Raw genomic sequence first — 12,922 nt, forward strand, 5'->3', positions numbered from 1 at the left:
TTGAATAGTTTGTCCATATCTTATGTCCTGCTGTGCAAAAGTTGATGGCGCAAACAATGTTATTTAGATATAGGATATTAGAGAAGTATATTTAGTAAAATATAGTGGAATTTCTTTAAAATCATCCATTAAAAAGCCTGTACGGAATAGTCTCCATACAGGCTTCGAAATTTATTAATTCTCTTCCATATCTTTACGTTTTTTCTTCATCAGTTTTGAAAGAACTTCATAAACGATTGGAACAACGACTAATGTTAATAATGTAGATGATAGTAAACCACCGATTACCGTGATTGCTAAGTCTTTTGAAATCAGACCGCCACCGCCGCCACCAAATGCCATTGGTAACATCGCACCAATTGTCGCAATTGCTGTCATTAAGATTGGACGTAAACGTGTTGCACCAGCTTCTAAAATGGCTTCACGCATGTTCATACCATCACGTTCCATGTGGATAATACGGTCTACTAATACAATGGCGTTTGTTACAACGATACCAATTAACATCAGTAAGCCCATCAATACAGATACCGAAATCGTTTGACCCGTTGCCCATAATCCTACCCAAGAACCAATTACCGCGAATGGTAATGAGAATAAAATTGCAAACGGCGCTAAACCTTCACCGAATGTTACTACTAAGATGAAGTATACAATCGCAATCGCAGCGAGCATCGCTACTCCTAATTGAGTGAATGTTTCAGCCATATCTGCTGCAACACCACCGACGCCAGTTGTTACACCCTTTGGTAAGTCTAACTCTTCAATTTTTTCATCTGCACTAGATGTAGCTTTTGAAATATCTTTGTCTGTTATTGTTGCAGACACAGTTGCAAAGTATTCACCTTTTTGACGAGAAAGTGAATTTAATGTTGTACCTTCTTCCACTTCTACTAAGTCACCAATTGTCATTGTTTGACCTGTCATCGTTTGAATTGGTGTTTTTAGTAACTCATCGATGTTCGCCGAAGCTGATTTAGCTTCACGCTGAACGATTACATCAATATCATTACCATCCGATTCAACTGTAGTTAATACTTCTTTTGAATTATTTGTTTGTAATGCCATTAAAATTTGAGCTGTTGTTAATCCATATTGTAAGATGTTCTCTTGCTCTACTTTTAACACATGCTCTACATATGGGTTTGACGCGTTCGATTCAATATCTTCTAACCCGTCGATATCGACTAATACGTCTTCAACTTGTTTCACCGCATCATTTAAATTATCTAAATCTTCACTATACAATGTGTAGCTTACTTCGTTTGAAGACATACCCATTCCGAAGTTTTGCGTTTTCCATTCGCCAGTTTGACCAATGTTAAAAATATACTCTTCTACTTCTTTTTTCGCAGCAGGGAAATCCTCCATGTCTGGATCAAAGATTAAGTACATTAATCCACCACCAGCTGCGCCACCTGTCATCATAGCCGATGCATCTGTTGTTGTTTCCTTGTTTACAGATAATTGTAAAATATCAACATCTTCACGTTTCATTAATTCTTTTTCAACAACTTCAATATTCGCTAACGTATCGTCGATTAACTCACCAGTTGCTGGTGTGTACGTTAAATACATGACTTTCTCTTCTTGAGAGCCCATGAAGCTGAAGCCGATTAATGGCGTTAACGCTAAAGAACCAACTAACATGACAATCGCAACGATTGAAGTAATCCATTTATGATTTAAACATTTTTCTAGGAAGTTACGATATGTTGTAGCTAGTTTTCCAACTTCTTTATGCTGACTTTCTGATTTTTCACCGTAGATTTTTTTACGGAATAATGTATGAGAAAGTGCTGGTACAATTGTGATCGCTACGATTAATGAAGCGATTAATGCAAATGACATCGTTAATGCGAATGGAATAAATAATTCGCCCACCATACCACCAACAAACATTAACGGTGCGAATACGGCAATTGTAACTAATGTTGAAGATAAAATTGGCTTGAACATTTCAATCGTTGCTTCACGAATTAATGCACGGCCTTTTAATTTTTCATCTTTTAAATGCATACGACGGTAAATGTTTTCAACCACTACGATTGAGTCATCGATTACACGACCTATCGCTACCGTAATCGCACCTAGCGTCATAATATTTAACGTAATATCCATCCAGTGCAGTAACAGTAATGCCATGAATACTGATACTGGAATAGAGATAATAGAAATAATAGTAGATTTGAAGTCACGTAGGAATAATAGGATAATTAATACCGCGATTAATCCACCGAATACCGCTTTTTCAATCATCGTAAATACTGAATCTTCTATTGGCTTTCCTTGGTCTAACGAAATATCAATTTTTAATCCTGAAATTAAATCTTGCTCTTCCTCGATTAACTTTTTCACAGCGTTTACAACTGTTACCGTGTTGGCATCTTGACCTTTAACTACTTGAATTGAAATTGCATCTTTACCATTTGTACGAGACACCGACTGAACTTTACCTACTTTTTCAATCGTTGCGATATCCCCAAGTTTTACGAATGGTACTGGGTTTGATTCAGATGGCGTCACAGGGATTAACATTTCTTTTAAGTCTTCTTCTGTTTTAAATTTACCATCTATCGCTACCGCTTGCTCACCATCTTCAAATTCATATAAACCTAATGAAACCGCTAAATCACTTGCTTGAATCATTTGCTTCACTGAATCTTCAGTCAAGCCCAATGCTTTCATTTTTTCTTCATCATATGTGAACGCAACTTGTTCGATATGTTGACCTGTTACAGTCGCAGAAGCAACACCATCTATTTTGTTTAACTTCGGTAAAATTATGTCTTCTACTGTTGAAGTTAACTCTGTGATGTCTTCCTCTGAACTACTAACAGATAACGCAATGACTGGCATCATATTCATGCTGATTGCCATAATTGAAGGTTCTTGTGCGCTTTCAGGAATCGTAACATTATCTAATGCCGATTCTAATTGGCGTTTCTTTTCATCCATATCCACGCCGTATTCATATTCCACTTGAATTTGTGAAACATTTGAACTTGATGTAGAATACACCGCTTTTACATCTTCTAAACTTTCAACTGCCTTTTCATAAGGAATTGAAAGCTCATTCATAACCTGTTCTGGTGTCGCACCAGGATACACACCCATTACGATTAAGTACGGAATTGAAATGTCTGGAATTGATTCCATTTTCATTCGAGAAGCCGAATAAATACCTGAGAATACAATGATGATTGTTAACAACCATACTGCTAGCTTATTCTTTAATACGAAATTAACTAAGCCCTTCACGGTTTCACCTTACCTTTCTTGACTATATGTAACCACCATTCTATAATAATGACTAGCCGGTCACGTGTCAAATGAAAGGGGCAGGTAAATTACTATGACAAAAAAACAATTAATTTTGGATGCAGCTATCACCCTATTTTCAGAAAAAGGAATTGAGGCGACATCAGTACAACAAATAACAGAGCATTGCGGTATTTCAAAAGGGGCCTTTTATTTATCTTTCAAATCGAAAGAAGAACTCGTTTATTCAATTATTGAACATTTTTTGAACAATATTATCAAAGGAGTTGACCAAGCAGTCAATTCTGAAATAGACCCGTCCCAAAAGCTGCATTTATATTTTGAGCAAACGTTTAAAATACTCTCACAATATACAGGATTTGCACAAATTCTCATGAAAGAAAAAATCAAAACTATTAGTGAAGAATTAATTGAACGTATACAGTACTTCGTAAATTTATCAAATGAAAACTTGGCAAAATTGCTTATAGAAATTTATGGTGAAGAAATTCGAGAAAAACTTTATGATCTTATAGTTGTAATTAACGGAATGGTTCAAGCTTATTTACAAATTGTATTTGATGGAAAATTAGTAATGAATCAGGTTGATTTTTCAAAACTTGCTGACACATTAGTAGAAAAAACAACAATCATTGCGACCCATAGCCAATTAATTTTTTTACAACAAAGTGATTTTACAAGCAATAATGAAATTCCTTTGACTATAAATCAGTTAACGGAAGAACTCCAACGGTTAAAGGAAGTGACAGTTAATCAACTTGAACAAGAATCTGTCGCTCTATTAATAGAGGAATTACAAGCTTCAAATCCAAGAGCTGCAATAATTTTTGGACTTATTCACAATCTTCAAAACAATAACCAATTCAATTGGATTACACTGATGATTCACAAATATTTCTCATAAACTTTACCTCGCCAAATTAAAAAAACCGAAATGCCTAAAATAAATCGGCATTCCGGTTTTTTTTACTTTTTTAAAAACTTTGTCACTTCACGTGTCACTGTTTGCGCATCTTCAAGCATGCCCAAGTGTCCTGTATTCGTAAACACCTTTGTTACATTTTGATTCGAGGTTTCAATAGGTGTAACAGCTTTGTCTTGCTCACCTTCAATCACAAGAATCGGTGTTGTTGTTGCATCGACTAAATTTCGTTGATTTGAACGAGATTTCATTGCGCCTAAAGCAGCTACCAATCCCTCCACTTTTGCTTCATGAGCTACTTCTTTCGCAAATAAGATGTCTTCTGTTTTTGCATCAGGTGCCAAAAAATTATGAATAATGCCATCAACAAATGCACCAACACCATTTTGCAAAATTTCGTGTTGTTGCTTTGTACGCTTTTCAATCGCTTCTGGAGTATCCGGTGCGTCCGATGAATATAATAAGACGACCTTTTCAATATTCGTAAATTGTTTTTCTAATACAGCCAATGTGATATATCCACCCATGGAATGCCCAATCCAATAGGCATTTTCAACTTGTTCATGAGTTAATACATCTAAAATATCTTCGGCATAACGATACATTGTATAATCTCCTTCTGGAGCATCACTTTTTCCGTGCCCAGGTAAGTCGATGGCAATAACATCAAATTGTTTTGTTAATGGTTCAAATATTTTATCAAAAATTGAAATACCACCTAAAAAACCATGAATTAATACAACTACTTTTCCTGAGCCTTCGCGTTTGTAATGTAACATTAATTTCTACCTCCCCACATGTAGTCAACTTATCTTTTTCCTATATCACCTAATAATAAACAAAAAATGTACTATAAATTTTACAATTCATAAAAAGCATAGTTTTAACTATATACTTTCTTTCGTTTGAATGATGGCTTCACTTCAGCAAATAATATCGCGAAGAAAATTAAAATACAGCCAAAAATCATACGTCCAGTTAATAATTCATTTAATAATAATACAGAGAACATCGTACCAAATAATGCTTCTGTGGATAGAATAATGGCCGATTTTGTGGGATTTGCATACTGCATACCTAAGTTTTGACACACATAAGCAACACCTGTACAAAATACCGCTAAATAAACAATAATTCCAATTCCTTCTGCTGTATAAGTTGTAGGATAATCCTGCAAAACAATTACGCCAATTACACTACAAACCGTAGCAGAATAAAATTGTACAATTGTCAACGCAAGCGCGTCTTCTGATTTAACGAATACATTTGTATAAAAAATATCAAATGCAAACGCAATTGCACATAAAATCGATAAGAAGTCTCCGACATTAATTGTTAGAGAATCTTGTAATGATAAGAAACCAATTCCAACAATCGCAACACCTGCAGCGATAAATTCAAATCGATCAATTCGACGTTTGTAAATTATGTAAGCAATTATTGGTACAATGATGACATTAATAGCCGTTAAGAACGCATTTTTTGAAGCTGTAGTATATTCTAGTCCCCATGTTTGAAGCGTAAATGCTAAAAATAAAATAGCGCCTAATAAGCTACCCTTCCATAACACTGCTTTATTGATTAATTTAAGCTTCTTATAAAAGACTAAACTTAGAATAACCGAGGCTAAAAAGAAACGTCCTGCCATTAGTTGAAATACTGACCAATGCTCCAGTCCCTTAGCCATCCCAACAAATCCACTACCCCACATAATTGCTGTAATGAGCATCAATAACTCACCTTTATATTTTTGCATTTTCATTCCTTCTCTCTTTCATTCACAATAAATTTACAATAATCAAAATTCACACAAAAAGAAAGTAGAAATGTAAAAATACAGCACACTTTGCGATAAATTCTCGTAATTTATTTGACTTTACATTTTGGATTTGGCATTTTATTTACCGTAAAGTGTGTTGAATAATGTTTTTTTGTTGAATTTGAGCGAAGTAGTTTTTTCAAAAAATCAATAATAGTGTCGGATAATATGTCAAAGAGATTGAAAAAAGTACCCGCCTTTTTTCCAATTATGAACTAAAATTAGTCTTTCTCACTATAATCATAGCTATTTTAATGAGAATCATGTAAAATGAACCTTTACCATAATGTAGGGACGTGAATGTATTGATTAAAATTGAAATGCCAAAACCAGATTTAGTAATTCGCCAACGTGAGCAAGTAATTAAGCCAGGCGAAGTTGAAATTAAACCATATTTCGGATTTATTGATTTCCACAAAATTACACGCGATAAAGGCGGCCTTTTCTTCTTCTATAACGAGAAAAACGAGCTATTATTCGTAGGGAAAGCGCGCAAAATCCGTCAACGTATTAAAAAACACTTTGAGGACAATGTTTCGCCAGTGAAAAATCACCGTAATGAGATTCACAAAATTGAAGTGTATGAAATTGAAGATGCAGTAGAACGTGAAATTTACGAAACTTACGCAATCAATGAATTCAAATCAAAATTAAACGTCGATAAAGTATTTTTCGAACGTTAATTGAAATGAAAAGCATGGATACCGGACTTCCCGTAACCATGCTTTTTTTTACTATTGATTAAGTTTATAATCAAGCATTTCATTAATTTTACGGATATCTGATAAAATACCACCCTTTTGAGCAGCAATGCCTACGTACCACTTATCAATTAAGTCTTGCATACCTTCTTCAATTGTATCGCCTTGAGCAACTAAATGTACCATTAAATCTACAGCTTTCGTACGTTCCTCATAGAATTTTGCACGAGTTGGGAAGTCTTTACCAACATTTTGCTTGAAAATGTGACCCAATTTAATGACACCAAAGTTCATCATTTGTTCACCGTAAAGCGTCGAACCAACAATCGCTAAACGTTCGTTAAAATCAGGCTCATCTTTAATGTAATCTTGCATTAATAAGGAAACCTCACCTGCGAAGCTTTTTAATTTGTCGCGTTGGCCGTCCATTAAACTTTTTGTTTCTTCAAAGATTTTAACCATCATTTCCGAATGTTCAAACATGCCTTTTACTTTTTTCAGTTTTTCATCTGTCGCATTGTTAATTTTCACTTGAATTGTTTCATATACATAAAGTCGTTGTAGGTATGATGCCAATAATATGATTCCGTTATATTGAATGCTCGCTTCGTATTTTTGCGGATCACCGATGTTAATGTTCATGTTTTTCCTCCAGCAGTTGATTCTATATTATTAACAATACCATATAATTCGGCTGTGGAAAGAAAAAAATTCAAACTATTTTAATAATGCATTAAATTCATGCCAATTAGTTAAACGGATATAATCAACTTCTTGATTGTATGACTGATTTTTTACGATAACTTTCGTAGTTGTATTTGCTAATGTGTTTAACACAGCTGGCTTATCATCGACATAGACATCCAATTCTAAACTTTTAATAATGTCTATTTTCTCGTGATCTTGCATGCCACAGTAAAATCGCTCGTCTACTACAGGGAATCCTTGTGCTTTCACCCATTCACGTGTTTGCTGACAATATTCTTTCGGGCGTGACGTAATGTAGTAGATTTCATGTCCTGCGTCAGCTAAAGCGTTTAACACTTCTTTCGCATCTTGAAAACTTGGACAATTCGTAAAATAAATTTCCTGCATGGAATCTTTCCACATTTGACTTCCTTGTTCACTTGTCATACCAAATGCCCCATGAATTTCGACGGTAGGAATTTGATCAAAAACAGCCTCATTAACAGCCATCTTTAATTTTTTATTATATAAATGAAATGCATATCGACGTAAATCAATCAGTGTATCATCAATGTCAAAACCAAATTTCATAGCTCTCACCTAACTTAAAATAACAAAAGCCTCACTAAACTTTTGTTCCTTTTCTATTTGTGTTGCTTGTATTCTTTCAATTTCATGCTTACGCTTTGTTGCACAGCTCACAAAATCAAACTGTTCATTTTGCAGCAACATTTCAGCTAAAAGATGCGCATCCATTAGCGCACTATTTAAACCATAGGCCCCTGTTGGCGTCATTGTATGCACTGCGTCACCAATTAACACGACGCCATTTCTCCCCCACTGCTCTGCCATACTACTAAATACATCAAGGGGCACGAAATCTTGCCATGATTGGATATGTTGCTTGACGGATGCAGCTAATTGCGGAAACGCCAAACATAGCTTTTCTATAAACGGCGTGAACGGTTCCTTACGCAATGTTGAGAAGCTTCCCTTTTCGATATTCCAGCCAACCTGCACAAAGCCTTTAGCCTGTGTAAATAACGAAATTTGCATGCCATTTACTTGTGCCATTTTAATCGAAGGGCTCCAATTTTCAGGTGCAGGAATACGTGCCCACAATAAATCATAGCCATGGCTACGAACAGTCGAATCTATGTTTGCTAGCTTTCGAATGCTCGAATAACGTCCATCTGCACCGATAATCAGTTGTGATTCGATCAATACTTCCTTACCATTTTGTATGGCACGCACTGCAGTATATTGCCCTTGCTCATTTTGTATAAGTTCTTTTACTGTCGTGTTAAGTGCATAATCAAATGATGGATAGTGTTTTGCTTGCTCTAGAATGGCTTGTAGCAAATGAGCTTGGGGCACATGAATACCTAAATGACCAACTTTTTCATCTGGAAATATCGTTTTAATACATTCACCATGATGCCAATATTCTAACGTCTCCATTTTAAGTAGCCCAAGCTGTTCGATGCGTTCATAAATACCATGCTGCTTTAATACGCTCTCGCCCTCTTCATTTAGATGCTCACCACGAAAAGCTTTCGCAAAATCATTAGTTCGTTCAACTAATAGTACTGACACGTTTTGCTTTGCGAGTAAATTTGCTAGTAATGCACCGCCTGGTCCACCACCAACAATACATACATCTACCCTTTTATTCATTTTCGGTCACCTGTTTTGGATATGCAATAATGCGTAAATCAGGACCAATTTGTGTCACTTCTTCAAATTGTAATTGTGCTGCTAAATCAATCGAATCAACATCCTCACCAGTAAACGGTGGAATCGAACGCGCACCACCTAAAACTTTTGGCGCTACATATACGATATATTGATCAATCAAGCCACTACGTAAAAAAGAAGCATTGACCGCGCCACCACCTTCTACTAGTAAATGCGTAATGCCGAATGAATATAACGCTTTTAATGCCGCGTCCAAATCTAGCCCATTTTTCGTTTTAGAAACTTGCAGGATCACTACGCCTTGTTTTTGAAGTGCAACCTTTTTTTCATTTGATACATCAAATGACGTTACAATAACCGTTCGTGCTTCTGTTGTATTAGCAATTTGTGCTTCTAACGGCGTTTGCAAAGCACTGTCGAGTACAACACGAACAGGATTACGACCATTCCGATTCTTAAGACGTGTCGTTAATTGTGGATTGTCTTTTAACACCGTATTAACTCCTACTAAAATGCCGTCTACTTCGTGGCGTAATTCATGCACATCAGCACGAGCTGCTTCTGACGTAATCCACTGAGAATGTCCGTTATGTGCAGCAATTTTACCGTCTAACGTCATCGCAAATTTAGATACAACAAACGGACGCTCCGTTACCATATTGTGTATGAAACGCTCGTTTACTTTTCGTGCTTGCTGTTCTAGTAAGCCTACCTCTACTTCAATGCCCGCATCTCGTAGTAACTGAATACCACGTCCGGCTACTGACGGATTTGGGTCTTGCATAGCGACTATAACACGCGCAACTTTAGATTCTTTTACTAGATTTGCACAAGGGGGTGTTTTACCAAAATGTGAGCAAGGTTCAAGTGTTACATAAAGCGTTGCCCCTTCTGCCTGTTTGCCCGCCATTTTAAAAGCATGAACTTCAGCATGAGGCTCACCTGCTTTACGGTGTAGCCCTGTTCCGATAATAACCCCATCTTTCACAAGCACCGCGCCAACAAGTGGATTCGGATTGGTATTTCCTTTTGCGCTTGCTGCTAAATCAAGCGCTAATTGCATATAATCACGATCTGTTTTCATCATTATAGTAACTCCTTACACCATTAACTTTTCAACTTTACCTAAATGGCCAGATTTTTCAACTTTCGTTTGTAAATAATGAGCATTCGTTTCCGTTAAGCCACCCCAAAGTGGAACATGTCCATTAGCTGAAAGACCATGTGCTTGCAAGGCTGCTAGTTTTTTCGGGTTGTTTGTAATAAGTGTTACAGGTTTAGAACGTAAGCTTTCTAAAATTTTCAATGCATCCTCGTATGAACGTGTATCATCTTCAAAGCCTAATGCATGATTTGCTTGTACAGTATCGAAGTTATCTTCTTGCAATAAATACGCTAATGATTTTGAAAATAAACCAATACCTCGCCCTTCATGATCTGCTAAATAGAAAATTGCGCCACAACCATGACGGACAATCATTTTCATCGATTCATGTAATTGATAGCCACAGTCACAGCGCTGCGAACCAAAAATATCACCTGTATGACAAATACTGTGCATACGAATTAAAGCATCCTCACTATTTTCAAAATCTCCATATACTAAAACTGATGACTGTTGACCAAATGCTAGATCCATTGATGATAGTTCATCAATCAATTGTTCCTTTGTTTTATCGTTATTAACAGTTAACCAAGAATACCAATTGAATGTTGCTTCAAAATCACCTTGTTTAATAGGGAGCTTTACAGGGCCAACTAACGCTAGGTTCTGTGAATCGTTTCGCACGACAAAACGAATTTTATCCTTTAAAATATCAATAGTATTATTCATCTAATCACCATTATCCTATAATAAGTTACTTTATGTAACCTAGTTTAATATAATAAGTACTAAACGTCAAATAAAGGGACTGCAAATTTTCACATTTTGCAGTCCCTTTATCATATCTTCAATTAAAAATGATAATCCTCAATTTTTTTCACCTTATTTGCAATTAAGCTAACGACAACAAAGGCAATGAGTGAAGCCAATATTGGAATCGTTACTGAGTGCATGCCAAATAAGTTCTTTTGGAATTCCGAAATATAAATATATAAACCTATACCAACAATCATTGAACTAATTGCACCGTATTTGTTCGCTTTTTTCCAGTATAATCCGAAGACAACACTCCATAAAAATGCTGATTCTAAACCACCAAACGCGAATAAATTGAGCATAATTAGTAGTTCCGGTGGATTCACTGCAAATAATACAACCGTAACGCCAATGATTGTTGTTACCCAGAAACTACGTGTTTTAATTTGCTTGTCCGTTGCTTTTGGATTGATATAGTTTAAATAAATATCTTTTACAACAGTTGAACTTACTAAAATCAGTAATGCATTAACCGTTGACATAATAGCCGCCATTGGAGCAGCTAACACAACACCTGCTAACACTGGAGGTAATACTTCAAGTGTTAATAGCGGCATTACTTTATCGCCAATTTCAATACCCGGCATTACCGGACGGGCAAATACACCAATTAAATGCATACCGAACATAATGGTACCAATCCCGATAGTACCAATTATAATTGCACGGTGTAAGCTTTTTGAATCTTTATAGCTCATTGCACGAACGGCAATTTGCGGTAAACCAATCACCCCTAGACCGATTAAAATCCAAAATGTCGATACATATAATGGCGTTAAACTTTGATCTGCTCCAAAAGGCGAAACTAGATTTGGATTTTCTGTTACTAAACTTTGCATAATATTATCTACACCGCCACCGGCAATTACTGTGGCAACGAGTAAGATAACCGTACCAATAATCATAATTGACCCTTGCAGTGCGTCCGTTAAAGCAACTGCACGGAAACCACCGATAACAACATAAATTAATACGGATGCCGCAAAAATAAGAAGTGCTGTTGTATAGGAAAGGCCAGTTAATGACTCAATTAATCGAGCACCACCAACCCATTGTGCCATCATCGAAGCAAATAAGAAAATAATAATACTAATTGCTGATAAAATGATTATCGTATGGCTGTCATAGCGCTTCTTTAAAAAGTCGATTAACGTAATCGCCTCAATGCGGCGCGCAACAATCGCAAACTTTTTCCCAAGTACCATTAATACAAAATAACCTGCTGGAAGTTGTGCCATCGCAAGCAACACCCAGCCAAGCCCCGTGTTATAGGCAACCCCCGGCCCACCGATGAAGCTTGATGCACTACCATATGTCGCCATCATCGTCATCGCAAGGAGGAAGCCACCCATTTCACGTCCACCTAAAAAATATTCTTGTAAAAATGAATTCGAATTGACAACCTGACGATTTGCCCAGATACCAATCCCAAAAATGATTAATAAAAATACAAATAGTGGCACAATTACTGCCCAATGAATCATCGCTTTTCTTCCTCCTCATCTAATGGAATGTCTTTGAAGAAAAGCTTCATTGCTAGCCAAATGCAAATGATCATAAAAATAGTTCCTGCTATACAGCTATAGAAAAACCATGCCGGGAATCCGAATACATATTTATATTCAGTTGGGTCACCCGAACCTAGCCCATAAGCAAATCCATACCAAATCGCAAAGTTCATTATCACTAATACAACACCAATAAGTGCTTCTTTATGAGCGATTTTAAAACGCTTATCTTGCATACTAACCGTCCCTTCTTCTTACCTATTATCAACATTATAAAATATCCTTTTCTATCATACGTGCCCATGTTAAGAATGAAAAGACTTTCTAGTTATTTTTGATTAAAAAAACGCCATCTAACCACGTAGACGACGTAACTTTTATATG

Annotated in this window: 12 protein-coding genes; 2 read left to right on the plus strand and 10 right to left on the minus strand. The window is 36.2% G+C overall.

The features are described 5' to 3' along the window. Positions 1 to 174 precede the first annotated feature (174 nt). Positions 175 to 3,261 (minus strand): efflux RND transporter permease subunit, encoded by a 3,087-nt coding sequence (locus O7776_RS10875; protein WP_274307092.1) that lies wholly within the window; start codon positions 3,259 to 3,261, stop codon positions 175 to 177. A 94-nt stretch (positions 3,262 to 3,355) separates the two neighbouring features. On the opposite strand from O7776_RS10875, the gene O7776_RS10880 reads away from it, so the two are divergent. Next, the gene (locus tag O7776_RS10880) at positions 3,356 to 4,186 is read left to right on the plus strand and encodes a TetR/AcrR family transcriptional regulator (RefSeq protein WP_274307093.1); all 831 of its coding nucleotides are present in this window, start codon (positions 3,356 to 3,358) and stop codon (positions 4,184 to 4,186) included. 62 nt (positions 4,187 to 4,248) lie between these two features. Here O7776_RS10880 and O7776_RS10885 read toward each other — a convergent pair whose 3' ends face one another. Then, positions 4,249 to 4,983, minus strand: a complete 735-nt coding sequence (locus tag O7776_RS10885; RefSeq protein WP_274307094.1) for an alpha/beta fold hydrolase — start codon at positions 4,981 to 4,983, stop codon at positions 4,249 to 4,251. A 104-nt stretch (positions 4,984 to 5,087) separates the two neighbouring features. Further along, positions 5,088 to 5,960 (minus strand): DMT family transporter, encoded by an 873-nt coding sequence (locus O7776_RS10890; RefSeq protein WP_274307095.1) that lies wholly within the window; start codon positions 5,958 to 5,960, stop codon positions 5,088 to 5,090. A 383-nt stretch (positions 5,961 to 6,343) separates the two neighbouring features. On the opposite strand from O7776_RS10890, the gene O7776_RS10895 reads away from it, so the two are divergent. Beyond that, complete coding sequence (locus tag O7776_RS10895; RefSeq protein ID WP_420802178.1) at positions 6,344 to 6,706, plus strand: nucleotide excision repair endonuclease; 363 nt, start codon at positions 6,344 to 6,346, stop codon at positions 6,704 to 6,706. 51 nt (positions 6,707 to 6,757) lie between these two features. Here the strand turns inward: O7776_RS10895 and O7776_RS10900 are convergent, their stop codons facing one another. From O7776_RS10900 to O7776_RS10930, 7 genes are all read right to left on the minus strand, one after another. After that, complete coding sequence (locus O7776_RS10900) at positions 6,758 to 7,366, minus strand: transcriptional regulator (RefSeq protein ID WP_274307097.1); 609 nt, start codon at positions 7,364 to 7,366, stop codon at positions 6,758 to 6,760. A 75-nt stretch (positions 7,367 to 7,441) separates the two neighbouring features. Continuing rightward, a complete protein-coding gene (locus tag O7776_RS10905) occupies positions 7,442 to 8,002 on the minus strand; it encodes a 5' nucleotidase, NT5C type (protein WP_274307098.1) in 561 nt (186 codons plus the stop codon). Between the two features lie 9 nt (positions 8,003 to 8,011). Continuing rightward, a complete protein-coding gene (locus O7776_RS10910) occupies positions 8,012 to 9,088 on the minus strand; it encodes an FAD-dependent monooxygenase (protein ID WP_274307099.1) in 1,077 nt (358 codons plus the stop codon). Continuing rightward, positions 9,081 to 10,193, minus strand: a complete 1,113-nt coding sequence (gene ribD / locus O7776_RS10915; RefSeq protein WP_274310483.1) for a bifunctional diaminohydroxyphosphoribosylaminopyrimidine deaminase/5-amino-6-(5-phosphoribosylamino)uracil reductase RibD — start codon at positions 10,191 to 10,193, stop codon at positions 9,081 to 9,083. Before ribD ends, O7776_RS10910 begins: the two co-directional genes overlap by 8 nt. Positions 10,194 to 10,208: 15 nt before the next feature. Continuing rightward, positions 10,209 to 10,943, minus strand: coding sequence for a GTP cyclohydrolase II (locus O7776_RS10920; RefSeq protein ID WP_274307100.1), 735 nt, complete (start codon positions 10,941 to 10,943; stop codon positions 10,209 to 10,211). Between the two features lie 122 nt (positions 10,944 to 11,065). Then, the gene (gene panF, locus O7776_RS10925) at positions 11,066 to 12,511 is read right to left on the minus strand and encodes a sodium/pantothenate symporter (protein WP_274310484.1); all 1,446 of its coding nucleotides are present in this window, start codon (positions 12,509 to 12,511) and stop codon (positions 11,066 to 11,068) included. Further along, a complete protein-coding gene (locus tag O7776_RS10930) occupies positions 12,511 to 12,774 on the minus strand; it encodes a YhdT family protein (RefSeq protein ID WP_241369116.1) in 264 nt (87 codons plus the stop codon). Before O7776_RS10930 ends, panF begins: the two co-directional genes overlap by 1 nt. Positions 12,775 to 12,922: the final 148 nt, after the last annotated feature.

Origin of the sequence: Solibacillus daqui (genome assembly GCF_028747805.1) — a bacterium.
Classification (GTDB): Bacteria; Bacillota; Bacilli; order Bacillales_A; family Planococcaceae; genus Solibacillus; species Solibacillus daqui.